At 62.8% G+C, this 25803-nt stretch carries 18 protein-coding genes; 5 read left to right on the top strand and 13 right to left on the bottom strand.

Going from position 1 to position 25803, the window contains the following annotated elements:
• From J2X42_RS02130 to J2X42_RS02105, 6 genes are all read right to left on the bottom strand, one after another.
• Positions 1 to 870: an ABC transporter permease gene (locus tag J2X42_RS02130; RefSeq protein ID WP_310161685.1), complete on the bottom strand. Its 870-nt coding sequence runs from the start codon at positions 868 to 870 to the stop codon at positions 1 to 3.
• Positions 871 to 2862 carry a glycosyltransferase gene (locus J2X42_RS02125; protein ID WP_310161683.1) on the bottom strand — a complete coding sequence of 664 codons (1992 nt, stop codon included), beginning with the start codon at positions 2860 to 2862 and terminating at the stop codon, positions 871 to 873.
• Complete coding sequence (gene glf, locus J2X42_RS02120; RefSeq protein ID WP_310161681.1) at positions 2859 to 4046, bottom strand: UDP-galactopyranose mutase; 1188 nt, start codon at positions 4044 to 4046, stop codon at positions 2859 to 2861. Before glf ends, J2X42_RS02125 begins: the two co-directional genes overlap by 4 nt.
• Before the next feature lie 95 nt (positions 4047 to 4141).
• Positions 4142 to 5128 (bottom strand): Gfo/Idh/MocA family oxidoreductase, encoded by a 987-nt coding sequence (locus tag J2X42_RS02115; RefSeq protein ID WP_310161679.1) that lies wholly within the window; start codon positions 5126 to 5128, stop codon positions 4142 to 4144.
• Complete coding sequence (locus tag J2X42_RS02110) at positions 5128 to 6219, bottom strand: DegT/DnrJ/EryC1/StrS family aminotransferase (protein ID WP_310161676.1); 1092 nt, start codon at positions 6217 to 6219, stop codon at positions 5128 to 5130. Before J2X42_RS02110 ends, J2X42_RS02115 begins: the two co-directional genes overlap by 1 nt.
• Positions 6216 to 6845 (bottom strand): acyltransferase, encoded by a 630-nt coding sequence (locus J2X42_RS02105; protein ID WP_396134003.1) that lies wholly within the window; start codon positions 6843 to 6845, stop codon positions 6216 to 6218. Before J2X42_RS02105 ends, J2X42_RS02110 begins: the two co-directional genes overlap by 4 nt.
• A 148-nt stretch (positions 6846 to 6993) precedes the next feature.
• Here J2X42_RS02105 and J2X42_RS02100 point away from each other — a divergent pair, with 148 nt between their 5' ends.
• Positions 6994 to 11118 (top strand): FtsK/SpoIIIE domain-containing protein, encoded by a 4125-nt coding sequence (locus J2X42_RS02100; RefSeq protein WP_310161671.1) that lies wholly within the window; start codon positions 6994 to 6996, stop codon positions 11116 to 11118.
• On the opposite strand, the gene J2X42_RS02095 is transcribed toward J2X42_RS02100, so the two are convergent.
• Complete coding sequence (locus J2X42_RS02095; protein WP_310162156.1) at positions 11082 to 11480, bottom strand: hypothetical protein; 399 nt, start codon at positions 11478 to 11480, stop codon at positions 11082 to 11084. The two genes, J2X42_RS02100 and J2X42_RS02095, sit on opposite strands and share 37 nt — an antisense overlap.
• A gap of 339 nt (positions 11481 to 11819) precedes the next feature.
• Between J2X42_RS02095 and J2X42_RS02090 the strand changes: the two genes are divergently transcribed.
• Positions 11820 to 12068: a WhiB family transcriptional regulator gene (locus J2X42_RS02090; protein WP_003804966.1), complete on the top strand. Its 249-nt coding sequence runs from the start codon at positions 11820 to 11822 to the stop codon at positions 12066 to 12068.
• Positions 12069 to 12170: 102 nt separating this feature from the next.
• On the opposite strand, the gene J2X42_RS02085 is transcribed toward J2X42_RS02090, so the two are convergent.
• Genes J2X42_RS02085 through J2X42_RS02070 form a run of 4 tightly spaced genes read right to left on the bottom strand, consistent with a single transcriptional unit; the run spans position 12171 to position 20525 of the window.
• Positions 12171 to 13640 carry a sensor histidine kinase gene (locus J2X42_RS02085; RefSeq protein WP_131131515.1) on the bottom strand — a complete coding sequence of 490 codons (1470 nt, stop codon included), beginning with the start codon at positions 13638 to 13640 and terminating at the stop codon, positions 12171 to 12173.
• Between the two features lie 28 nt (positions 13641 to 13668).
• Positions 13669 to 18522: an NAD-glutamate dehydrogenase gene (locus J2X42_RS02080; protein ID WP_310161668.1), complete on the bottom strand. Its 4854-nt coding sequence runs from the start codon at positions 18520 to 18522 to the stop codon at positions 13669 to 13671.
• 57 nt (positions 18523 to 18579) lie between these two features.
• On the bottom strand, positions 18580 to 19884 hold the full coding sequence (locus J2X42_RS02075) for a P-loop NTPase (protein WP_310161667.1): 1305 nt from the start codon (positions 19882 to 19884) through the stop codon (positions 18580 to 18582).
• A complete protein-coding gene (locus J2X42_RS02070) occupies positions 19881 to 20525 on the bottom strand; it encodes a hypothetical protein (RefSeq protein ID WP_310161665.1) in 645 nt (214 codons plus the stop codon). The genes J2X42_RS02075 and J2X42_RS02070 overlap by 4 nt, the downstream gene beginning before the upstream one ends.
• 155 nt (positions 20526 to 20680) lie before the next feature.
• Here J2X42_RS02070 and J2X42_RS02065 point away from each other — a divergent pair, with 155 nt between their 5' ends.
• Positions 20681 to 20896, top strand: a complete 216-nt coding sequence (locus J2X42_RS02065) for a helix-turn-helix domain-containing protein (RefSeq protein WP_018768505.1) — start codon at positions 20681 to 20683, stop codon at positions 20894 to 20896.
• Positions 20897 to 20929: 33 nt separating this feature from the next.
• On the opposite strand, the gene J2X42_RS02060 is transcribed toward J2X42_RS02065, so the two are convergent.
• On the bottom strand, positions 20930 to 21502 hold the full coding sequence (locus tag J2X42_RS02060) for a hypothetical protein (protein WP_310161657.1): 573 nt from the start codon (positions 21500 to 21502) through the stop codon (positions 20930 to 20932).
• 145 nt (positions 21503 to 21647) lie between these two features.
• On the opposite strand from J2X42_RS02060, the gene J2X42_RS02055 reads away from it, so the two are divergent.
• Both J2X42_RS02055 and J2X42_RS02050 read left to right on the top strand, forming a co-directional pair.
• Positions 21648 to 22436: a LysM domain-containing protein gene (locus J2X42_RS02055; RefSeq protein ID WP_310161656.1), complete on the top strand. Its 789-nt coding sequence runs from the start codon at positions 21648 to 21650 to the stop codon at positions 22434 to 22436.
• 42 nt (positions 22437 to 22478) lie between these two features.
• The gene (locus tag J2X42_RS02050; RefSeq protein ID WP_310161654.1) at positions 22479 to 22943 is read left to right on the top strand and encodes an Rv3235 family protein; all 465 of its coding nucleotides are present in this window, start codon (positions 22479 to 22481) and stop codon (positions 22941 to 22943) included.
• A 76-nt stretch (positions 22944 to 23019) separates the two neighbouring features.
• On the opposite strand, the gene secA is transcribed toward J2X42_RS02050, so the two are convergent.
• Positions 23020 to 25758, bottom strand: a complete 2739-nt coding sequence (gene secA / locus J2X42_RS02045) for a preprotein translocase subunit SecA (protein WP_310161651.1) — start codon at positions 25756 to 25758, stop codon at positions 23020 to 23022.
• Positions 25759 to 25803 lie beyond the last annotated feature (45 nt).

Genomic DNA, 25803 nt, shown 5'->3' with positions numbered 1-25803 from the left:
TCAGAGCTCCTGTGCAAAGTGGATGGCGAGACGACGGAACGTCAGCTGTCCGACGAAGAGGATAACCAACGTGGTCAATATGGCGACCGGAAGCCACACTGTCAGCAGGTCCGGCGGCATCGTCGCGCCGACGAGCTGATCGGACTTCAATGACGGTTCCCAGAATGCCCAATGAAAGACTTCCACTGCGACCGTCATGGGGTTCAGCTGGTAGATCCAGAACCAGGGGCCCATAACACGCTCAACCATCGACCACACGTAGAGGACCGGAGAGGCCCAGGTGACGACCATGACGATCATGTCAACGATGTTCTCCGAGTCGCGGAAATAGACGTTAATTGCCCCGAAAATCAAACCCAGCCCCGTTGCAAGAACTGCAACCATCAGGAATATCAGCACAACAGCTGCCAGCTGGAGGATCGACGGCGTCCAACCAACCACAAGACAGGCCCCGATGAGGACCAGCAGCTGAGGGAGAAAGTGCGCCGCCGAAACCCATACGGTCGCGACAGGAAAGAGTTCGCGCGGCAGATATATCTTCCGGATGAGATCGCGGTTGTCCACGATCGAACGCGTTGCATTGGACAGCGATTCCGTGAAGAAGTTAACCAAAACGATTCCTGCAAAGAGGTAGATCGCATAGTTGGGCGTTCCGCGCTGGAGGTTGAGGAAGATGCCCAGTGCCACAAAGTAGATGAGGAACTGCACGAGCGGTTTGACGTACGACCACATCAGCCCGAGCACGGAGCCCCGGTAGCGAACTTTGATTTCCTTGCGGACCAGCAGTTTCAGGAGGAAGCGGTCCCCGTAAACATCAAGGAGACCGCGCCCACTCCCCGGCTTTATCAGCTGGTCGATTTGGCCTGTCATCTAACTTTTGTCCTCGGAATTCGCTTCGAAAGTCTTTTTCCACGACTCCAGCGAGCTGATCTCGGCGACAGCGTCCCTGTACTGTCGGGCGAGCTTGTCCCACTCACGGAAGAGCTGCAGATGTAGCCGCGTTGCCTCCGTCAGCATCGATTTCAGCTTCTTCGGGTCACGTTGGTACCACGAAGCTCCAGTTCCTTCGGCATTGGACACCACCACGCTGTCGTAGTGGGCAACCCGGAACCAGCGGTTGTCCCTGTGGGCAAGATATCCTTGCGGCCGCTCGGCGCTTTCTGGGCCCGGTGCCTTGATCAGCTGCCGCGCAACTGTCTTGATACCCCAGGGAATGAGTTCCTTCTTGCTGGGCATTCCGACGACGGTTCCCCCCATGGGACCGCGGCCCAGTTTCGGTGCGGGAAAGTCGTTGACGTCATCCTTCAACTGCGCGTCCGGGTAGGAGGCCTTCAAAGCGTTGATTTCAGGCAGCTTGGTGCCGAGCACCCGATGGAGCTCCTGGGGCCCTTTGAAGAGGTCTTTCAAAGCCTCGATCCGGCCATGTTCGGTGAAGTACTGCATGGACACGAGGTGCTTCACGTCGGCCTGAACCGATTCCCGCAGGACACGGCCGCCCTTCGGGTACGGGCTGTGGATCAAGGTGGTAATCAGGCGGTTGCGTTCGTGGAAGTACGCCTGCCATCCCACGAGGTCGTCCTTGTCGATCCAAGAGACGTGCCACACCGCAGCACCGGGGAGGGACACCGTCGCGAAACCGGCTTCGCGTGCCCGAAGCCCGTATTCGGCGTCGTCCCACTTGATGAAGAGCGGCAGGGAAAGGCCGATCTCACGGATGACTTCGGTGGGAATCAGGCACATCCACCACCCGTTGTAGTCCACGTCGACGCGCCGGTGCAGCCATGCCGTCTGGCGGAGGTTGGCGATGCTGAAGTCGTGCCTGGTTTCCATGTCGGCGTGCGGCAGCGCCGGGACGATCCGGAAGGGATCCACAACCTCGCCGAAAGTGTGGAGCACACTGCGGTTGTACAGGTCGAACATATGGCCGCCGACGATGGTCGGCTTCCTGCAGTGGTCAGCAAAGGTCAGCAACCGGACTATGCTTTCGGGCTCGACCACAATGTCGTCGTCCAGGAGCAGCACGTAGTCACTGCCGTTCTCCACGGACTCGTACATCCCGCGGGCGAAGCCACCCGACCCGCCCAGGTTTGCCTGGTTAATGACCCTGAGTTTTCCGCCCAACGAGTCTTTGACGGCGGCGTAACCGTCCTCTGCCTCGACCTTGTGTGTGCCCTGGTCCACAATCAGGATCTCTTTGACGTTCTCCAGGACGGTGGGATTTTCTGCCAGGATGCGCGCATTGTTCAGGCAAAAATCGGGTTTATTCATGGTGGTGATTTGGAGTGTCACTTGGCCCTTGGAAACACGGCTGCTACCGGCCTGCCATTCTCCGTTCTCCAGGAGAAGTTCGCCCGTACTTGCGGCGAGGTCGAACCAGTACCAGCCCCCGTCGCCAAACGGCTGCAACGTGAGGTCAAAGACAGACGTGGCAGTGCCGTCCACGTGTTTGCCATCCACGCGCTGAACGGATCCCCGTGCGTTGGACTTGTAGACGGTGACAGTTCCGGTGCCGCTCGTGCTGACCACCAGTCGAACGTCACGGACGTCAGTCCAGCGCCGCCAGTAGCTGGCCGGAAAAGCATTGAAGTATGTGCCAAAGGATATCTGCTCACCCGAACGCACCCGCATTGAATGCCGCGTCAGCAGATCTTCGAAATGAGCCTCACGGCTTCCCGAACTGAACATCTGCAGTTTTTGTTCCGGCAGCTTGGGGGTGCGGGCCAGCTCGTCATTTTCGCGCAGCCGGATGCCGCTTGCCGTTCCCGCATCGACGTACAGGGACACTGTGTCCGGCTGGTCCTGCGATGGCAGGATGACGCGCTGGATTGTCGCCCAGTCTGTGGTTACTTCGTGTGCGCTCATGCGTCCACTCCTCCACTTTCAAGCTTGGCGCCGCTTTCGAAGTGCGGCCGGATCTTGTTGTCGAACATGGTCAGGGCTGAGCCAATGGCCATGTGCATGTCGAGGTACTTGTAGGTGCCCAGACGCCCGCCAAACAACACGTTCTGTTCAGCGGCGGCGAGATCACGGTATTTGAGCAGCCTCTCCCTGTCCGCGGCCGTGTTGATCGGGTAGTACGGCTCATCGCCCTTTTCGGCAGCGCGGGAGAACTCGCGCATCACAACCGTTTTGTCGGTCCGGTAGTCCCGCTCGGGGTGGAAATGGCGAGGTTCGATGATCCGAGTAAATGCCACGTCTTCGTCGTTGTAGTTCATCACGGACGTACCCTGGAAGTCCCCGACCTCCAGCACTTCCTCCTCGAAGTCGATAGTCCGCCACGAAAGGTCGCCTTCGGCGTAGTCGAAGTAGCGGTCTACCGGCCCCGTGTAGATCACCGGAATCCTGCCGACCACCTTGCCCTTGCTGTACTCGTGCGTTTCGTCGAAGAAATCGGTGTTGAGCCGCACTTCGATGTTCGGATGCTCCGCCATCTTTTCAATCCAGGCGGTGTAACCGTTTGTGGGCAGGCCCTCGTATGTGTCATTGAAGTACCGGTTGTCGTAGTTGTACCGAACCGGGAGCCTGGAGATGATGCCGGCGGGCAGGTCCTTCGGATCCGTCTGCCACTGCTTGCCGGTGTAGTGCTTGATGAATGCTTCGTAAAGCGGCCGGCCGATGAGCTGGATGCCCTTGTCGTTCAAGTTCTGCGGGTCAGTCCCGGCGAGCTCTCCGGCCTGCTCATGGATCAAGGCCTGGGCCTGGCCCGGCGTGAGGTTCGCACGGAAGAACTGATTAATTGTGGCCAGGTTGATGGGCAGGGAATAGACCTCGCCCTTGTGTACGCCGTAGACCTTGTGGACGTAGTTTGTGAAGGTGGTGAAGCGGTTGACGTATTCCCACACCCGCTCATTGGACGTGTGGAACAGGTGCGCACCGTACCGGTGCACCTCGATGCCCGTCTGCTCTTCTTTTTCGCTGTAGGCGTTCCCACCGATGTGGTGTCGGCGGTCGATGACCACCACCTTCAAGCCGAGCTCAGTCGCGGCCTGCTCTGCGATTGTCAGGCCAAAAAAGCCCGACCCTACAATGACGAGGTCAGCGTTCACGACTCTCCTGTGTGGTGGATTGCAGGCACAGCTATGCCCGGGTTTACTGGTCAAGGTTACCGCGACGAAGTCGCCGGCGTTCCGCTCTGCCGGGCTCAGAGCCTGACGACGTTGCCCGTCCTCGCGGACTCCAGCACGGCTTCTGCGACACGGAGGGTCTCCAGCCCCTCGGCCATTGTGACAATGTTCATTGACTTTCCCAGTACGGCATCCCGGAACGCTTCATGCTCCATTTTCAATGGTTCCCGCTTAGCCAGGGCGAATCGAATACTGGATCCCTCGGATACACCCCGGAACGCGGCCATGGATTCCCACTCGGTCTGGAAGGTTCCGTTTTCGACAAAAGTGAGGTCGGCCGAGATCGTATCTGCGATGAACGCTCCCCGCTCGCCCAGGACAATGGCTGTGCGCTCCTTCATGGGCGAGAGCCAGTTCACTATGTGGTTCGTGACGACGCCGCCGCTCAAGTGCCCGATGGCCGTCACCATATCCTCGTGCTCACGCCCGCTCCGGGACGTGGTGTGGGCAACGACGTCGACGTAATTCTTCTGGGCAAGCCAGGCGGTCAGATCAATGTCGTGGGTCGCGAGGTCCTTGACCACGCCCACGTCTGCGATCCGCGCCGGGAACGGGCCCTGCCTTCGCGTGGATATCTGGTAGACATCGCCCAGATCCCCGGCTTCGAGTCGCGCGCGCAGGCTCTGAAGGGACGGATTGAACCGTTCAATATGTCCCACGGCACCAATCAACCCCCGGCTTTCGAAGGCGGACGCAATCCGGCGGCCAGCCTCAGAATCACCGGCAATAGGCTTCTCCACGAGGCAATGGATGCCGGCTTCTGCCAACTGCACCGCCACGGCCTCATGGAGGTTGGTCGGAACTGCCACGACCGCCAGGTCGATGCCTTGGGCGATCAGGTCATCGACACCGTTGCAGACGGTGAGGCCGTCCGCCACGCCGTGCGGGTCGCCGAAGGAGTCTGCCACTGCGACAAGGTCCACGCCGTCCAACTCCCGGATCACCCGGGCATGATGCCTGCCCATCATCCCGAGTCCAATGAGTCCTGCACGCAAGTTTGGCATCAGCTTCCTGCCTTCGCGAGTGCGTTCACGGCAGCAACGATCCGCTCGAGATCGTTCTGGCTCAAAGAAGGGTGGACAGGAAGGGAAAGAACCGTCCTGGCCGCCTCATCGGTGGCCGGCAATTCGTCGTCCGTCTGGAATGGGGCCAGCCGGTTATTCGGAATCGGGTAGTAGACGCCACAGCCAACGTTGTACTCCTCCCGCAGGGCTTTGGCGAAGCCGTCCCTGTCCTCGCTGACCCGAATGGTGTACTGGTGATAGACGTGCTGGCAGCCCTTGGCCACGGTCGGAGTGATGACACCCTCAAGATGGGCGTCCAGGAATGCCGCGTTTTCCTGGCGGATCCTTGTCCAATCCAACACCTTTGTCAGTTGAACGCGACCGATGGCGGCGTGAATGTTGGTCATTCGAGCGTTGAAGCCAACGAGTTCATTTTCGTACTGGCGCTCCATGCCCTGGTTGCGCAGCAGACGCAGCCGACGCTCGACACCCGGAAGACCGGTGCTGACCATCCCTCCCTCCCCAGAGGTCATGTTCTTCGTCGGATAGAGGCTGAACATGGCAAAGTCACCGAAAGTTCCCACCCTCTGTCCGTTCACCGCAGCTCCATGTGCTTGCGCTGCATCTTCAAAAACCTTGATGCCGTGCTTCGACGCAAGGGCGCCGATGGCGTGGACGTCAAATGGGTGGCCGTAAAGGTGCACCGGCATGATGCCGGCCGTCTTATCAGTAATCCTTGATTCAATAGAGGCCGGGTCCAGGGTGAAGTGTTCCAGTTCGATATCCGCGAACACCGGAGTTGCACCTGTCAGTGCGACAGAGTTGGCTGTCGCGGCGAACGTGAACGAGGGGACAATGACTTCATCCCCCGGCCCGATCCCGGCCGCGAGAAGTCCGAGGTGAAGCCCGGACGTTCCGGAGTTGACGGCCACGGCAGCGCGCCCGTCGAGCAGGACCTCGGAGAACTCCTGTTCGAAAAGGGCCACCTCCGTTCCCTGGGCCAGTTGGCCCGTAGCCAGGACGGCATCAACGGCCCTGCGCTCGTCCTCGCCAATGATGGGCTTGGCGGGGGGGATGAATTCCTGGCTCATACTTCAACCTCTCGAAGAACTTCGTCGTGTTCGACATACATGGCACCGGTCTCAGGGCAGACCCAGTGCTCGCCGACGCGCTCCAACGGGAACCCCGCCTTTCCGACCCAACCGCGACGCTTGGCGGGAACCCCTACCATGAGTGCAAAGTCGGGAACGTCCGTGGTGACCACAGCGCCGGCCGCAATTGTTGCCCAGCGGCCGATTGTCAGAGGTGCCACACAGACTGCTCTGGCTCCGATGGATGCGCCGTGCTTGATGGTTACGCCGACAGGTACCCAGTCGTGTGCGCTCTTCAACTCGCCCTCCGGCGTGATGGCCCGGGGATACGTGTCGTTAGTCAGCACGACCGCAGGTCCAATGAAGACCCCGTCGCCCAATTGGGCTGGTTCGTACACCAGCGCATAATTTTGAATTTTGCAGTTGTCGCCCATCGTGACTCCTGTCCCGATGTAGGCGCCACGGCCAATAATGCAGTTTGCGCCTAGCAGGGCCTTCTCGCGTACTTGGGCCAGATGCCAAATTTTGGAACCCTCCCCAACCACCGCATCAGCTGACACATCTGCGTTATCCGCAATCTCTACCACCCGTGGACGTCCTTCCTCATAAGCACACGACAACGTCATTCATCCTATCTGGCGGGATGGTTGCCCCCGACACGCGCTGCATGACGGGGCCGTCGTTATCCACATGGCATGTGCCCGTTGAGACACGCGCCGGATGCCATGGCTAGCGTGGAGATGTAGGTCAGCCAAACGATAGGGATTCAACATCATGCCGCTGGAGTGTACGCTGGTCCGCAGCCCCGGCACTGGGCTGGTCCAGACACCACTGGAACTCACGGTGGACGCGTCCATTGGCACCGGGGGTGCGGACCTGCAGGCCGAACTCGGGGCAAGGTTCGGCACCGGCGTTCTGTCAGTGGACGGCTTCCAGCTTGCTTCCCTGACGGTCGGCGAACCGCCACTGGTGAACGGTGCGGTTATCGTCGACGGCGGGACACGGAGCCTGGGTGGCAAGCCGCGGCGGCCTTCGGGCCTGCCCGCGCCGTTGGCCCTCGCAGTGCTGAGCGGCACCGGCGCCGGGACGGTGGTTCCCCTGAGGCGCGGAACGTACAGCATCGGCCGAAGCAAAGCGGACATCGTCATCCCGGATCCTGAACTGTCGAGGCAACATGCCCGCCTTCTGGTTTCCGAAACTGCCATCACCATCGAGGACCTTGACAGTGCCAACGGTACGGAAGTCGACGGCGAACGGGTGAGAAACACTGTCGTGACCACCGGATCCGTCATCCATTGCGGCAACTCCACGATGTCGCTGATCTTCGTGGATGCTCCCGGCGTGAAGCTGGAAGAAGCAGGATCAGACGTCTACGAGCCCCTGTTGATCCAACGGCGAACGGACTCCGTTAACCGTGCCGCACTCGTGCTGACGGCCGTCCTGCCGCTGGTCATCGGCGTCGGACTGGCCGTCATGACAGGTATGTGGATGTTCCTTGCTTTCACCGTGGTCTCTGCGGTCTCCGTCCTCGTGCCGGTCGTCTCCGGGAGGCGTCAACGCAGGGACTTGGCCACAGCGGTGGCAACGGCGCTCCGCCAGGACCTGGAGCGGCGGCGGCGCGCTGCTCCACCGCTGTCCGATCTTGTGGTCGGCGGGCCGCCGTCCGGCGCGTCCCATGAACGGGCTCCCGGCGAACAGAGGATCTGGCTACGCCTGGGTTTGGCAGCCCAATCTGCAAATATCCGATTCGAGCCTGCCGCGCCGGAACTGGTCGTCCCGTCGGCCGGAGTTGTTCCGCTCGTCCTCGATCCGGCCAATTCCCTGACCACAGTCAGCGGCCCGGCTGAGTCCCTCGACGGTCTGATGCGGTCGCTCATTATGCAACTTGCGGGTTACCCGCGGGCCGTCCGCACCCGCGTGGTGGTCCATGGTCCGGCCGGTCGACTTCCACTCAGCGGCCGGTTCCTGTCCAGTGTCACCCTGACTGCCACGAAGGCTGCAGCAACAGCCGCGCTGGCAGGGGAACACGGCCCCACAACCGCACGGGGCGTGCTTCTGATGATCAATGCCGGCGACCCGACGGACGACGGAATCAAAGCTCTCGCGGCGGAAAACCACTGGCAGGTCATCGATTTTCGGTCCCGGCCTGGTTCCATGGCATCAGCGGACATCGAACTGGGCGAACGGGTGGCCGAGCTGCACGGACCGGAGGGGACCATTCGCTTTGTGCCGGACCTCGCTCCGGAGGAGGTCTTCGGCAACTTTTGCCGCATGCTTTCCCGTGATGCCGGGCCCGTTAACAGCAGTGCGACAACTGTGCCGCAAACTTGCCTGCTCAGCGACCTGCTCAACCCCAGCAGGTCTGAAACGTCAGCACGCTGGGCCGCATCCCGCCACGAACCGGGGCTCGCCGTACCCGTCGGTCAAACCGCCGACGGCACCCGCTATCTGGATCTCCACACCGACGGGCCCCATTTCCTGGTGGCCGGGACCACCGGCTCGGGAAAATCCGAACTTTTGCGCAGCATCACCGCGGCATTGGCGCTCAGCCACCCGCCGGACCGCATCAATTTCCTGTTTATCGACTTTAAAGGCGGATCGGGGCTGGCGCCCCTGCAAGGCCTTCCACACTGTGTAGGGATGCTCACCGATCTCGCCAGCCACGAGCTCGACCGGTCGCTGGTATCTCTTCGGGCGGAAGTCCGGCTCCGTGAGCAAGTACTGGCCTCCGCCCGGGCGCCGGATCTGACTGCGTACCGGGCTTCGCGCACGGATCGGGATGCCCAGCTCCCCCACCTTGTGGTGATCATTGATGAATTCCGGATGCTGGTTGAGCAGGCGCCGGCGGCCCTGACCGAACTCATGAGGATCGCAGCTATCGGGCGCTCCCTGGGCCTCCACCTGATCATGGCGACGCAGCGGCCCCAGGGCGCCCTGACGGCGGACATTCGGGCGAACGTCACAACCAGCATCGCCCTCCGCGTCCAGTCCGACATGGAGTCGATGGACATCATCAATGCCGCAGCCGCTTCAGCCATTAGCCTGCATACGCCAGGGAGGGCTTTCCTGGCGCGGGGCACTGAGGAACCAGAGGAGTTCCAGGCCGCCTCCCTGACGGAACCGACTGACAGGAGCATTCCAGGCCGCCTACGGGTACGTCTGGCCTCGGAATCGCTCATGGACCCCACCGGAAAACTGCCCGCGGCGGACGACCACGAAGACCTGACACCTGCGATGGCGGCCGCACCCATGGTCGAAATGATGTCGCGCCTCTGGGTCTGCATGGATGGTCAGCCAGCAAGGCCACCCGTGGCTGCGCCGCTACCGCACGTCCTGCAACGCCCCGTGGTGGCCGCTGCCGCCGTCAGTCACCCCGCATCACTGCCCTGGAACAGGAATCCACAAGGATGGGCGATAAGCCTCGGAATGATTGACCTGCCCGATGAACAGCGGACAGCACTGCTCGACTGGCACCCCGCCCGGCACGGGCATTTGGGGCTCGTTGGCACTCCGGAGGCGGGCGTGCCTGACGCCCTGAAAGTTACGGTCAACGGACTCGCGTCCCATCAGGTCGAATCGCATTTCTATATCCTCGACGCCGACGGTTCCTTGGACGGCATCGAGTCGAACTGCCGCGTTGGCGCCAAGGCCGGTCCGCAAGACCTTCGACGTGCCGTCCGAATCCTCGAACGCCTCAAACAGGAGCTGTCACTTCGGCTGGGCAGCTCCCCCGACCATCACCGGACTCCCCTGCTGCTGATCATCTCGGGTTGGGGAACGTGGGCTTCGTCCTTCCGGTCCGGACCGCTGGGCTGGGCGGAAGAGCTGGTCCACGATCTTCTGCGGGATGGCGGCCGCGCAGGAATCATTGTCGCCATTTCGGGACAGAGAGAGCTGGTGACTGCCAGGTTCTTCGCTTCGGTGCCTAACCGCTTCTACTTTCCGTGCGGCTCAAACGACGACAGCCGCCTCGCGTGGCCGAAAATGCCCGCCACGGCTGAAGTTCCCGGCCGGGTGGTGGCCTTCGGACCGCTCGCGGGAGGCAAATCTGCCGTCGGCCAGTTCTTTGCCGAGTCCGACGACGAAGAATCTCTGTGGGCTGTCGCGGGGAAAGCCGGCGGCCATGCAGTTATCAGACGGCCCTTCCGGGTGGATTCGCTGCCCGCCACGGTATCGATAACAGAAATGATGGAACGTGCAATGCCGGACACGGGAGTAGTGCCGGCTCGGCCGGGAACTCGGCGTCCGAAGCTTTATCCCGGCCTTCCAGGGCAACAGTCCTTTGTCATTGGGCTGGGCGGAGACGAACTGGCGCCTGTCTGCGTGCGCATTCCGGCAGGTGGAGTTCTCGCCGCCCTTGGAGGGCACGGCGGCGGCAAGACCAACTTTCTGCGGCTGTTACCGGAACTGAACGCCGGGACGGCGGAGTGGCTGGCACCGGATGCAGGCGGTGACGCCTGCGAGTACTGGTCCGGTGCGCTTCAGCGGGCCGCTGCCGGCGCAGTGGGCCGACATGCCATCGCCCTGGTGGACGACGCAGACCTCCTGCCCCAGTCAGCGCAGCAGGACCTTGCAGCACTGAACAATAGGGGAATCAGCGTGGTTTTCACTGCAGGGTTCAGTCCGCTACTGGTCCAGCGCGTGCCGCTGGCGCTCAGCGCCCGGGGTTCGGGGACCGGGCTGGTGATCGCGCCGCGCAGCCTCATGGACGGCGACCTGTTTGGCATCAGGTTCGACGCGGAGCCGAATCCGCCCCCGGGCCGCAGCGTCCTGGTGGCGAACGGCAGGCCGATGCCGGTCCAGCTGGGCTGGGTGCCTGACACGTCGCAAGCCCCAGCCCATAAACAGGACGCGGCGGGACTTCAAACGGCCGCGGAGCCGCCCGTCCGTGACGCATAGGTAACAACACGTTTGTCGAACAGCAGGACAATTGCGAGGAGCGCGGGAAGGAGCATGGCGAGCCCGGCCCAGATGAGGCCCCCGGTCAGGGTAGGGAAGCCCACGGTCAGGACGAAGATCTGGGCCACCAAGGAAGCTGCCCGTGTCCAGCGGTATCCGCGGAACAGGAAGTGCCCCACCGCGAACAGCCACGCCGAGAAGGCGAGGAGCAATGCCATCGTGAACACGGCACCCCAAAAGGAGAGGACAGGCGCTCCCGTCGCAAGTTCATATCCGTACCAGGCGGCCGCGCCAAGCAAAGCTGTGGCTTCAGCGGCGACAACCAGGGCAATGACTGTTACGCCGCGCGGACGTCCGGCCAGCTGGCCGGTGGGAAATTCCTGGCCCTTCTGCGGCCCGGATCCGCCCGCAAAAGGGTCTGGGGAACCGTCAGGGGAAGTGTTCGAGGGGGGTACGGGGGGTCTTGACACACTGGCACCCTACCGGACATAGTCGGACAGTGGTGAGGGCCACCAACACCGATGTGATGTATCGCTCAGCTTTCCGGGGATTTCAAGCCTTATTACCCCTTGTTTACACAGCGTTAACATGACAGGCTTAATTCAGATGACCAAGGGGGCCCCAAAGGGCCCCTTTCCTTTGTAGCTACTAGTGAATAATTTCACAAAGAGCTCTTCCCAGAAATGGAGCAACTGATCAGCATGGATTGGCGTAACCGCGCAGCGTGCCTTGACAAGGACCCGGAACTGTTTTTCCCGGTCGGAAACACGGGCCCTGCCCTCCTCCAGATCGAGGAAGCCAAAAGCGTTTGCCGCCGCTGCCCCGTTGTTGACACCTGCCTCCAGTGGGCGCTGGAATCCGGCCAGGATGCCGGCGTCTGGGGCGGCATGAGTGAGGACGAGCGCCGGGCCCTGAAGCGCCGGGCAGCACGCGCGCGCCGGGCTTCGTAACCCGGGCTAAGGCATAACAGACGGCAATGGCCGCAACCCAACGGGTTGCGGCCATTAGTTTTTCCAGAGTTCGGTTGATTCCAGCGGCGCCGGAGACGCGGGCTACTTGGGCATGAGGCTCAGCCGGATCCGGACGGCCGTGCCCCCGCCTTCCCGGGGTTGCCACGCGATGGTGCCGCCGAGCTCGCTGGTTACCAAAGTGCGGACGATCTGAAGGCCCAGGCCCTCGACATGGGGAGTCTCCGGCAGGCCCACCCCGTCATCGGCCACTGTGACCGTCAGGAGCTCTTCGCCGTCGTCCTCCTCGGACCGGTCGGCCAGGAGCCATACCGTGCCGGTGCGTCCCTCGAGACCGTGTTCGACGGCGTTGGTCACCAATTCATTGATCACCAGCGCCAGCGGAGTTGCGAAGTCGCTGGGAAGTTCGCCGAACAGTCCCGCGCGTTCGGTCTTGACCTGCTGTGAAGGTGAGGCAACTTCCGCTGACAGCCTGAACTGGCGGCCGATCAGTTCGTCGAAATCGACGCTCTGCGCCAGGCCCTGGGACAGAGTTTCGTGGACAAGGGCGATCGTGGCCACGCGGCGCATCGCCTGTTCCAGGCCCTGCTTGGCTTCATCGCTGACCATGCGGCGCGACTGCATCCTCAGGAGGGCCGCCACGGTCTGCAGGTTGTTTTTCACCCTGTGGTGGATCTCGCGGATGGTCGCGTCTTTTGTGACGAGCTCCATCTCCCGCCTCCGCAGCTCGGACACATCGCGGCACAGGACCAGGGCCCCGAACCGGTGCTGCTCATCACGGAGCGGAATTGCCCGCAGGGAGAGGCTCACGCCGCGGGACTCGATCTCGCTGCGCCATGGCATCCGGCCGGTTACCACCAGTGGCAGCGTCTCGTCGACCATTCGCCGGTCCTTTAGCAGGCTCGCCGTTACTTCGGCCAGCGACCGCCCCTCGAGGGACTCGCCGTCGCCAAGCCGCCGGAACGCGGAAACACCATTGGGGCTCGCGTACTGCACGATGCCCTCGGCGTCGAGCCTGATAAGGCCGTCCCCCACGCGGGGCGCGCCACGGCGGGACCCCGTTGGCGAGGCAAAGTCCGGCCACAGCCCCAGCGTGCCCATGCGGAGCAAGTCATAGGCGCACTGCCGGTACGTGAGTTCCAGCCTGGAGGGCATACGCGAGCTGGATAGGTCCATGTGCGTCGTCACAACGGCCAGGGTCCGGCCGTTGCGGACCATGGGAACGGCCTCGACCCGCAGGGCCATGTCGCTGCTCCAGTTTGTTTCGCTGGACCGTTCGATGGCACGGCTGGCCCATGCTTTGTCAACCAGCGGCTGCAGGTCCGAGCGGATGCCCTCACCCACAAAGTCGCCGTGGAAAACGGTGTGCGTGGTTGAGGGCCGGACGTGCGCCAACGCCACGTAGCCGTACTCCGGGTGGGGGAACCACAGAGCGAGATCGGCAAACGCGAGGTCGGCAACCATCTGCCAGTCCCCCACCAGGAGGTGCAGCCATTCGGCATCGCCCGGCCCAAAATCAGCATGTTCCCTGATGGGGTCCGTAAAGATTGCCACTGCACCTCCAGTTACGACGCCGGTATCCCTAGCGTCGGACGATTGACCTCAAGAGCCTCAATGCTACCGACAGTGACGCCATATCGTCCGCTTCGAGGGAATTGACCTCGTCGAACATGCTCTTGGCCCGGCCCAGCTGTTCAGCGTTCTGGCTCTCCCAATCCTTAAGCCTGTCCGCCGGGGCGAGTCCGGAATCCGTGCATTCGAGCACCGCCATCGTCATGTCCGACACCGTCGAGTACAGATCGTCGCGCAAGGCCGCCCGTGCCAGCGCCTGCCACCTGTCCTGCCTGGGCAGGCTGCTGATCCGTTCAAGCAGTGAATCAGCGTGGAAGCGGTTGAATACCGTGTAGTAAACGGACGCAATCTCCTCAACGGGGTCCTTGCGGACCTGGGCGATCTTGGCAATGTCCAGCAACACGAAACTCTCAAACAGTTCAGCCCAGCGCAGAGCCAGGCCTTCGGGCAGCTTCCACTCCCGTGCTTCCTCAAGCCACGCGGCCACCCGCTCGCGGTCGTCGCCCCGAACGTAGTCGAGGAGTCGGGCGCGCATCGGATCCATGACGGGCTTGAATTCGGCGACGACGTCAGCGATCGGCCGGTTGGCTCCGCCTTGGCCCACGAGCCAGCGCACGGCACGGTCCAGCAGTCGCCGGATGTCCAGGTGGACAGTGCTCCAGTGCTCCGTGGGGAACGATGCCGGGAGGCTGTTCAGCTCATCCACCATGACATCGAGTTCGTAGATCTCCCGGAGAGCGACAAACGCCTTCGCCACAGCCACCTCGGTGGCTGAGGTCTCCTCAATGGTCCGGAACGCGAAGGTGATGCCGCCCATGTTGATCATGTCGTTGGCAACAATGGTGGCGATGATCTCCCGCCGCAGCGGATGCGTGTCGAGTTCGGCATCAAACCGTTCCCGCAACTGCTGCGGGAAGTAGGCGCGGAGGGTCTGGCGGAACCACGGATCGTCGGCGAGGTCGCTGTCCCGGAGGGCAGAGGTCAGCTCGATCTTGGCGTACGCCGCAAGCACGGACAGTTCCGGGGACGTCAGGCCCTGGCCCTGGCCCAGACGTTCCCGCAGGGTCTCCGTAGTAGGCAAGGCTTCAAGATCGCGTTTGAGGTCAGCTGATTTTTCCAGCCAGTCCATCATCCGTTCGTAGCTGGGGCTCCACTCGGCAACGCGCATGCGGTCGTTGAGGAGCAGGATGTTTTGGTCCACATTGTCCTGCAGCACCAGCCGGCCCACCTCGTCGGTCATCGACGAGAGGAACCCGGAGCGTTCCTCTGCGGAGAGTTTGCCGGCAGCCACCATCCGGTCCACGAAGATTTTGATGTTGACCTCGTGGTCAGAGCAGTCCACGCCTGCCGAATTGTCGATGGCGTCCGTATTGAGGATCACTCCCTGGAGTGCTGCCTCGATTCGCCCGCGCTGGGTCATCCCGAGGTTGCCGCCTTCACCGACCACTTTGACCCGCAGGTCACGGCCGTCCACGCGGATGGTGTCATTGGCCTTGTCCCCCACGGACGCGTTCGACTCGGTGCTTGCCTTGACGTATGTTCCGATCCCGCCGTTGTACAGCAGGTCGGCGGGAGCCAGCAGAATCGCCCGTAGAAGCTCCGGCGGGCTCAGCTGGGTTGTCGATTCCGGCAGCCCCAGGGCCGCACGGATCTGCTCCGAGACGGGGACAGTCTTGGCCTGCCGGGCGAAAACGCCGCCGCCCTCGCTGATGAGGGATTTGTCGTAGTCATCCCATGAGGAGCGGGGCAGCTCGAACAGCCGCTGGCGTTCCGCAAAGGACGATTCCTCGTTTGGATTGGGATCCAGGAAAATGTGGCGATGGTCGAAGGCCGCGAGCAGGCGGATGTGGCGGGACAGCAGCATACCGTTGCCGAACACGTCGCCGGACATGTCGCCGACGCCGACGACGGTGAACGGCTGGGTCTGGGTGTCAAGGTCAAGTTCGCTGAAGTGCCGTTTGACAGATTCCCAGGCCCCGCGGGCGGTGATGCCCATGGCTTTGTGGTCGTAGCCTACGGAACCGCCCGAAGCGAAGGCGTCTCCGAGCCAGAAGCCGTACTCGGCTGCGAGGCCGTTGGCGATGTCGGAGAACGTGGCCGTGCCCTTGTCCGCGGCGACCACAAGGTAGGAATCGTCGTCGTCGTGCCGTACCACGTCCGACGGCGGCACCAGGTTTTCGCCGTCGGGCAGGGTTACCAGGTTGTCCGTGATGTCCAGCAGGCCGCGGATGAACGTCTTGTAGCTTTCAATGCCCTCCGCCATCCAGGCAGCGCGGTCTGCCGCCGGATCCGGGAGCTGTTTGGCGAAGAAGCCGCCTTTGGCGCCGGTGGGGACGATAACCGCATTCTTGACGGTCTGTGCCTTAACGAGGCCCAGGATCTCGGTGCGGAAGTCTTCGCGCCGGTCGGACCAACGAAGCCCGCCGCGTGCCACCTTACCGAAACGCAGGTGTACACCCTCCACCCGGGGGGAATACACCCAGATCTCGAACTTTGGCCGCGGGAAGGGCAGTCCCTCGATGTTTGTGGGATCCAGTTTGAAACTCAAGTGCTGCTTGTACTGGTAGAAGTTGGTGCGCAGCGTGGACTCGATCAGGTTCATGAACGTACGAAGGACGCGATCGGCGTCGAGGGTTGCGACCTGGTCGATCGATTCGTGCAGTCCCGCCCGGACGGCCTCCTGGGTGGCGCCACGCTGGTCCTCATCAACTGAGGGATCGAACCGGGCCGCGAAGAGTGCGCTGAGCCCTTTGGTAACTTCAGGATTGGCAAGCAACGTGTCGGCGATAAACCCGAACGAGTTGGTGTTTCCCATCTGGCGCATGTAGCGCGCGTAGGCCCGCAGAACAGTAATCTGGCGCCAGTGCATTCCCTCCCGGAGCACGAGCCGGTCGAAACTGTCGGATTCAATGGCACCGGAAACGGCTGCCCCGAAGGACTCGGCGAGCAACTGGCCGGTAGCTACCGGATCTACGCCGGCCGGGTACTTAAGCCCAAGGTCATAAAGGAAGAAATCACGCCGGTCAGCCGTCTCGATCTCGAAGGGCCGCTCGTCCAGTACCTCAAGCCCCATGTTGTGGAAGTAGGGCAGGATCTGGCTGAGGCTCTTCGGCTCCAGCATGTAGAGCTTGACGCGGGCATCTTCCTCCAGCGTGGCACCTGCGCCTTCCGGGAGATAAACATGGACACCTGGACGTTCCTGCTTTGCTCCGGCTGTACGCTCCGCTTCGGCACCGTACTTCTCGAAGCGGGAGATGTCCTCCAGGGCCTCCTCAACTTCATAGTCCACGCGGTAGCTCGCCGGGAAAGCTTCGGACCAGATGGCTGCCAGTTCCTTGGCGTGCTCGTCTTCACCGCTCCCCCGCAGGACCTCTGAGATTCCTTCGCTCCAGGACCGGGCGGCCCTGACCAGACGCTTTTCAAGGTCTTCGGCGTCAACGTGGCTGGCGTCAGCGCCTTTGGGCAGGCGGATGCGGAAGAACAGCCTGGCCAGCGCGGACTCTGTCATCCGTGCCTCGTAGTCGATCGAGACGGCCTGGAACGTTTCCCGCAGCTCATCCTCAATGCGGAGCCTGACGTTGGTGGTGTACCTGTCACGCGGGAGGTATACGACGGCGGACATGAACCGGCCGTAGATATCCGGGCGCAGGAACAAACGCGTCCGGCGGCGCTCCTGCAGCCGCTGGATTCCCATTGCGGTGGCCGCAAGGTCGGGGATCTCGATCTGGAAGAGTTCGTCGCGCGGATAGGTCTCAAGGATTCCGAGCAGGTCCTTGCCGGAGTGCGAGTCAGGCGGGAACCCGGCATTCCGCAGCACGGCGTCCACTTTTTCCCTGACGATCGGGATGTTCCGGACAGACCCGGCGTAGGCGCTGGTGGCAAACAGTCCGATGAAGCGACGTTCCCCGTTGACGTTCCCGGCGGCGTCAAAGCTTTTCACGCCAATGTAGTCCAGGTACGCGGGGCGGTGCACGGTGGACCGGGAGTTTGCCTTCGTGATTACGAGTGCGCGCTTCTCCCGGGCCTTTTTCCGGCCTGCATCGGTCAGGTGCTGGACATGGTGGGAATCCACTGCGGCCCGGAGGAGCCCGAGTCCGCTGTCGTCCCGGAGTTCAAGGACATCTTCGCCATCGACGTTAATGAGGTCGTATTCGCGGTAACCCAGGAAGGTGAAATTGCCTTCATCGAGCCAGCGGAGCAGGTCCTGGGCCTGGCGCAGCTCCGCAATCTGGGCCGGGTGGGCCACTTTGTCCAGGCTTTCCGCGATCTGGCGGGCCTTGTTGCGCATTTTCGGCCAGTCCTCGACTGCGGCCCTCACGTCACCCAGGACCCGTTCCAGGCCGGCAAGAAGTGCCGTCCGGGCCTCGTCCGTGGTGCGGTCGATCTCCACAGCGATCCACGACTCCATGTGGGAGGTGTTGTCTCCCTGGGCGATAAGGTGCGACATGCTGGGCATTGCCGCGGTGTCGCCGCTGGAAATTCCGAACTGCGATGGAACCCGGTCCACTTTGACCAGCTGCCCCGATTCGCGGTTCCGGGTGACCACAAAGAGAGGGTGGTTTACCAGGTGGATGGCAGAATTTTGCCGGACCAGCTCGGCGTTCACAGAGTCAACGAGGAAAGGCATGTCGTCTGTGACGATATAGACTACGCTGCTGTCCGGCTCCGTCCCGATGGAGATTTTGGCCTGGCCAGGGAGCCGCACTCCGGCGACCTCGCGGTGCGCCTCGGCCCGGGCCGCCAGCACATCCTGCGAGTAGCTGCGCGCGTCCTCCTCGGCTAGATGCTGATAGTAGTCCCCCAGGAAACCTTCACGGTCTCCAATAGCAAGGGGTTGATCCTCCACACTGGATCCAGACGACATCGACAAACGCCTCCATCACAAGATTGATGCTGCACCTTTGCAGCTCTTATGGTGAGCCTAACCCTTTAGGCGACGCCTCGCTGTGGAAGAAAATACAGAGGATCTGCGTTTTTGCTGGACAGATGCACAGACCAATTCGGCTATCGCGGCCCTGAGCTTCGACTCCGGTGCAACTTCGAGGAGCAATGAGCCTCCCAGCAGCGCTGAATCGGCGGCGGGACCGTCGGCCGGCAGAAACGCGCTGATTTCTGCGGCCGGACCATACCGGTCCCATGCTTCCCGCAACTGACGTTCGGGGGCCCTGCCCACCGCGCCGGCGCGGACCTTGTTCATCACCACCACGGGAGAGACATGCGGCACCGCAAGCTCCAGTTCGGCCAGCCCACGGACCAGCCGCGGGACTCCGACCGGATCCGCCGAACCCACGGCATAGACGGTGTCCGCCAATTCCAGCGTCCGCAGGGTCGCCGCGTTGCGTCGCGGGGCCATTGTGTCAAAGCTGATTTCTTCATCCGCCTCGAGGCAGAATCCGGTATCGACGACCACCACATCCGCGATTTCCCGGCCGCGCTCCAGCACCAGGGACAGGGCTGCCGCCCGGAGTTCCGTCCATCGGTCCGCGCGGGTAATGCCGGTGAGGACCCGGAATGTGCCGAGCCTGGTCGCTACCGCAGCCGCAATCCTGAGCAGTGCGTCGGCGTCGAGCATGCCCTGGTCAGCAAGCCGGCAAGCCTGCGCCAGCCCGGCGGACTCATCCAGCAGGCCAAGGACTGCCGCGACACTGGCCCCATAGCTGTCGGCATCAACCAGGAGGACGGACTTCCCCTCAGCAGCCAGTTCCCCCGCCATGTTCGCCGCGACCAGGGTCCGCCCGGGCGATCCCGCCGGACCCCAGACCGCTATGATGCGGCCCGTGCCGGAAGCAGCAGGGACATCTTCCGACGCCGCGGGCACGGACCTGAGCGCGGCGGCGGGATCGGCCAGGCCTGCTGCGGGATGACCAGGCTGCCTGCCCACCAGCTGGGCAACGGCCTCGGATATCCTTGCCGCCAAGGCTGCAGCCTCAACACCCAACAAAGCCGACGGTACGCCGATCCCCCGCAGCCGGGATGCCTCGTCCGGATTATCGGTGAGGGCTATGACCGCCACGCCGACCGCACCCAGCCGGTCGACAAGTGAAGCCGTCAATTCCTCACACCCGTCAGCGACCACGGCAGCGCGGGCAAGTCCGCTCTGGCAGGCTGCCAGCAACTCGGTCAGCTCGGCGCACCTCCGAACCACAGTCACAGGGCCGTGCAACCGCTCAAGGCCGCCCACAATATCTTCCTGGGCCTGGCCGACGGTGACTACCGGAATGCTCACGAAGCGGCCCCGCCAGGATTCCAGACTACGGAGATCTTGGCCTGGTTGGCCTGTGCTCCCAGCAACTCAGGCATGTGGCTGTCGGCCACGAGGACCATCAGCACGGTGCTTCGTGATGAACCCAGCGTTGTGGACCCGGAGGTGATCTCCGCAATTTCCGCGCCGGGAAGAAGGAGCTTCGGCTCGCTGAATCCGTTTTTCGCATCCGGCAGGGCAACCCACACGTCCACTCGGGTCCCGGCCATCGCCTGGGACGGGAGCGCCTCCTCGACAGTCACTGCAACCGGCTTGCGATCCAGGGCATCCACAGCGCCAAGACTTTGGCGCGGGACCAGCTGGTCCTTGCCGATTCGTTGGACAGCCACCACCCCCTCAGGCAGGCCGCCTTCTGCAGTTATGTACTGCCTCTCCGTGTCACCCAGCCGGACTTTGGCGCGGACCACGTTGTCCTCCGTCAGCATTTCGCCCACTGCGATGGCGTCCCGGGCCGCATAGACCTCGGTGGTCCTGTCAGCGCTGCCGACAAGCGAGATAACCCCGGCAACGGACGCAAGAACGAGCAGTACTCCAACGAGCAGCCGGGGATCTTTCCACGACGGCCGCTTCAGCCTTGCGGCCGCAGTTGCATCAACATTTGTCACGCGCAGTCTCCCCCTCGCTCCGCGCCGGGCCTCAGGCGGCGCCCGGACACCCTCATTGTTACGTCATGGAAGCCTGAACGGAAAGTCAAAAAGCCAAACAGCATCAAACTGTGGATAAACGCATCAAATGCTCCCTGAAGTGGCAAAATAGGACCATGCCCCGATTCCTCACCCTCGCAGACGTCGCAGAGCAGCTGCAGATCAACTCGCCGGCGGCGTACGCACTGGTCCGCAGCGGAGAACTCAAGGCCATCCAGGTTGGCGGCCGCGGCCAGTGGCGCGTTGAAGAGAAAATGCTGGAGCAGTACATCGAAGAGCGCTACGCCGAGGCGAGCCGGATGATCCAGGAATCCAGGTCCAAGTCCGTCTGAGCGGGCCCTGACCGCCGGATGGCTGCGAAGCGGCTAAAAGTCTCCGGTGAATGCCGACCTGATGGCGGCAAGTGCGGAAAATGGAACCGTACAGACGTGGCCAACGTGCGAGGCGCGGCGGGCTTCCCCGGGCCTGAGTGCAGCCAGGTCAAGGTAGTCGCGGCCCACCTTGTCGATGACACCGGTCATGCCGGAGTCCTGCGCGCTCCCGCTTCTCAACAGAACCGTCAGCTCCGACCGGTCCCGGGCCAGTCCACGAAGGGCATTGGACAGCCCGATACTCCTCCGCACAACAGATGGCTCACTGACCGAAAGCCGCCCCAGTCCCGCGTAACTCTCAACGGCAAGGTGCGGAACCAGTACCTGATGGCGGTTGTCGTTCAGGACAAAGGCGTCGGCCCCGGCATACACGAGGGTCCCTTCAAAAACCGCACCGGACACGAGGTGTACCTTCACCTGCGTTCCCAGGGAACCCCGCAGGCGGTCGGCCAGGCTTAGTCCGGCCGCGTCCGCTCTTGCACGCTCCGAAACCTCGGCTTCCATCGACAGCCTGCCGCCTTCGGCAAACTGTGCCTCCATGTCACTGAACAGGGCATCCCAACGCATTCGGCCAGCGTAGGACGCGCCCTCCTCACGGTCAATTCACAGCCGACTTCCCTCCAACGTATGGACAAACTTCGATCAGGTAGGGCAAACTGATTTCACTTGCATCAAACTGCATCAAACAACATCAAACGTGATGGAGATGGCAATGACAGCTCATGCGAAGCACAACGTCGGCTCCGACGCCGCGATGTCCGCAGCCATCCCGTTGTTGGGCGGATTCCTGTGGATCTCGGGCCTGCCATTCGCGGATCGCTGGATCCTCAGCGGCGCAGGCCGGAGGGCACCGGATTTCGACCAGCTTTTGGGCGCGGCCACAACTGCGGCGGGATTGGCAATCGCTGCGTGGTGGGTGCTTTCCATGCTGTCTGCCTTTATGGCGGCGGTACTGGACCGAAGCGGACGGAAACGCGCGGCCGCCACGGCGGGTAGGTTGTGTCCGGCATTCATGCGCCGGCTGGCGCTGGCGGTGCTTTCCGTCCACCTCGTTACCGCTCCACTGGCCCATGCTGAAACGCCCTCAGGTCCGGTTTGGCTGCCTACGCAGGGTGGTGCGGCTCCGGCCGCCTGGGAGCCCACGGGCGGCACCGCCGCCATCGCGTTGATTGCCGCGGCAAGTTCGACGCCGGAGGAACAGGGCTCCCCGCCGGAGCTTCATCCGGACTGGCGGCCCACTGCCCCGGTACCTGATCCTGGCCTCACTGTCGCCAGGCCCTTACGGGCCGGGCAAGCGCCACCATCATCGCGGACTGTGGTCACGGTGCTTGCCGGCGACACACTCTGGGACATTGCGGCCCGCGAACTGGGGCCCGCAGCCTCGGATGTCGAGGTGGCACTGCACTGGCCGCGCTGGTACCAGGCCAACAAGGCGGAAATTGGCGAAAACCCGGACATCCTGCTCCCGGGCCAAATCCTGAAACCACCAGCCGCTGCCTAGCCGACAGATCGACGGACAGCATTATCTACCAAGGGGGAAACCATGAGTGCCGTTACACCTATCCGCCCCGCAGCGCCCATGCCAAACCGGCCTGCAGCCGGGCGGCAGGCTCTGGATGGGGTGGGGCCTACTGCCCGTCCGCTCCGGGCCGTCGACGAGAAGACCGAGGTCATCGCCATCACCCGAACCACAGTCCAGGCCGCGATGGAAGTCCTTGCAGGCATCCGTCCGGTCCATCAGCTGGCCCGGCGGCTGGATCCCCGCTGCCTGGCAACGCTGCAGCACCGCGCGTTATTGATCCGGCGTGAGCTTGCCCGCTCGTCGTCACCGTCGCTGGCACGTCTGCACAAAAACTCCGTAGTGCGGTCGGTCCGGCTGTGCGAGGTCGCTCCCGGTATCTATGAGGCCAGTGCCGTCGTGGTTGACGACGTGCGGGCACGGGCCGTGGCAGTCCGATTGGAACGAAGCAAGGAGGTGTGGCGCGTTACGGAACTCGTGGTCGGCTGATCCCCCGTCCGGCCGGTCACAGAAAGGGCCCGGAACTTAGGTTCCGGGCCCTTTCCCTGTGGTCATGTCTCCGGTATCAGCGGCGTTTCTTCTTGGCAGGCTTCTTGGGGCCGTCCTGTGCTGCCGCTTTGGCGGGGTTGCCCGAACGCGCGGAAGATCGGCTCTCCACGCGCGTCTGGCTGGCGCCGTCTTCCCCCGGAGCCGTGTACTGAAGCTGCGCAGGCTTCTCGGGCGCCTCCAGACCGGCGGCGTGGATCTGTGGTTCAACGTGCTCGGTGTGGCCGCCGGCGGCGTCGGCCACCACAACATCCTGGGCCGGGGTCACCTCGACCTCAAGGTTGAACAGGAAGCCCACGCTTTCCTCCCGGATGGCTTCCATCATGCTCTGGAACATGGTGAAACCTTCGCGCTGGTATTCCACGAGCGGGTCACGCTGGGCCATGGCGCGCAGGCCGATGCCTTCTTTCAGGTAGTCCATCTCATACAGGTGTTCCTGCCATTTGCGCCCGATAACTGACAGCACAACGCGTCGCTCCAGTTCGCGCATGCTGTCAGAGCCGATGGCCTCTTCACGTGCCTGGTAGACCAGCCGGGCGTCGGAAAGGAGCTCTTCCTTCAGGAATTCAACAGTGAGCCGGGATTTTCCGCCCGCCTCATCAATGATTTCGTCGGCGGTAACGCTGACCGGGTACAGGGTTTTCAGGTTGGTCCACAGCTGGTTGTAATCCCAGTCGTCGCCGTTGCCTTCCGCGGTTGCGGCGTCGATGAGGGCCGTAATGGTGTCCTCGATAAAGAACTGCACCTTTTCGTGCAGGTCGTCGCCCTCGAGGATTCGCCGGCGGTCGCCGTAAATGGCTTCGCGCTGGCGGTTCAGGACGTCGTCGTACTTCAGGACGTTCTTGCGCTGTTCCGCGTTGCGGCCCTCAACCTGCCCCTGGGCGGAAGCGATGGCGCGGGACACTAACTTGGATTCCAGCGCGACGTCGTCCGGCACTGAACTGTTCATCAGGCGTTCGGCCGCCCCTGAGTTGAACAGCCGCATCAGGTCATCGGTCAGGGAGAGGTAGAACCGAGATTCACCCGGATCGCCCTGGCGGCCGGAGCGGCCCCTGAGCTGGTTGTCAATGCGACGGGACTCGTGCCGTTCGGTTCCAAGGACATAGAGCCCGCCAAGGCTCAGTACTTCCTCGTGCTCGTCCTTGACGGACTGCTTGGCCGCCTCGAGGGCAGCGGGCCACGCGGCCTCGTACTCCTCGGAGTTCTCCTCAGGGTCCAGTCCCTGCCTGGCGAGCTCGGCGACGGCGGTGAATTCCGCGTTGCCGCCGAGCATAATGTCAGTTCCGCGGCCAGCCATGTTCGTTGCAACCGTGACGGCGCCCTTCCGGCCGGCCTGGGCGACGATGGCGGCCTCACGGGCATGGTTCTTGGCGTTCAGGACTTCATGCCTGATGCCTTCCTTGGCCAGCAGCCGGGAGAGGTATTCACTCTTCTCAACACTGGTGGTGCCCACCAGGACCGGCTGGCCCTTTTCGTGGCGTTCGGCAATGTCTGCCACCACGGCGTCGAACTTGACGGCTTCGTTCTTGTACACCAGGTCGGACTGGTCGATGCGCTGCATGTCCCGGTTGGTGGGAATCGCGACCACGCCGAGTTTGTAGGTTCCCATGAACTCGGCGGCCTCAGTCTCCGCCGTGCCGGTCATGCCCGAGAGCTTGCCATACATACGGAAGTAGTTCTGGAGCGTCACCGTGGCCAGGGTCTGGTTTTCAGCCTTGATCTCGACGCCTTCCTTGGCCTCGATCGCCTGGTGCATGCCTTCGTTGTAGCGCCGGCCGGCAAGGATACGGCCAGTATGTTCGTCAACGATGAGGACTTCGCCGTCCAGGATGACGTAGTCCTTGTCGCGCTTGAACAGTTCCTTGGCCTTGATGGCGTTGTTCAGGAAGCCGATGAGCGGCGTGTTGGCCGACTCGTAGAGGTTCTGGATGCCGAGGTAGTCCTCGACCTTTTCGATACCGCTTTCCAGGACGCCGACGGTGCGCTTCTTCTCGTCGACCTCATAGTCGCGCTCGGGCTGGAGGCGAAGAACAACCTTGGCGAATTCGCTGTACCAGCGGTTCGTATCGCCCTGCGCCGGCCCGGAAATGATCAGCGGGGTGCGGGCCTCGTCAATCAGGATGGAGTCAACCTCATCCACGATCGCGAAGTGGTGGCCACGCTGGACGAGCTCTGAACTGTCCCAGGCCATGTTGTCGCGGAGGTAATCAAAGCCGAATTCGTTGTTGGTGCCGTAGGTGATGTCGGCGGCGTACTGCTCCCGGCGGACCGACGGGTCCTGGTTGGACAGGATGCAGCCGCTGGTCAGGCCAAGGAAGCGGTAGACGCGGCCCATCAGGTCCGACTGGTATTCGGCCAGGTAGTCGTTCACGGTAATGACGTGGACGCCGTTTCCGGTGAGGGCGTTGAGGTAGGCCGGAGCAGTGGCCACCAGGGTCTTTCCTTCACCGGTCTTCATTTCGGCGATATTGCCAAGGTGAAGGGCGGCGCCGCCCATCATCTGGACATCGAAATGGCGCATGCCCAGGGTTCGTGACGAAGCCTCCCGCACGGCGGCGAACGCTTCGGGCAGCAAGTCGTCCAGCTTTTCGCCATCCTGGTGGCGTGCCCGGAGACGGTCGGTTTCTTCCCGGAGTTCGGCATCCGTGAACGTCTTGAACGAGTCTTCGAGGGCATTGATGGAGTCGGCATAGTTCCGCAGTTGCCGCAGGGTTTTTTTGTCACCCGTACGGAGAAGTTTTTCGATAAGTGATGCCACGTGAAGATGCTCCCAGTCTCTGCCGCCGAATTCTGGCGTTTTTAG

It is taken from the genome of Arthrobacter sp. BE255 (assembly GCF_031457335.1).
Lineage (GTDB): Bacteria > Actinomycetota > Actinomycetes > Actinomycetales > Micrococcaceae > Arthrobacter.
Note: the sequence above shows the minus strand (reverse complement) of the source record. Positions and strands in the feature narration are given on the sequence as shown.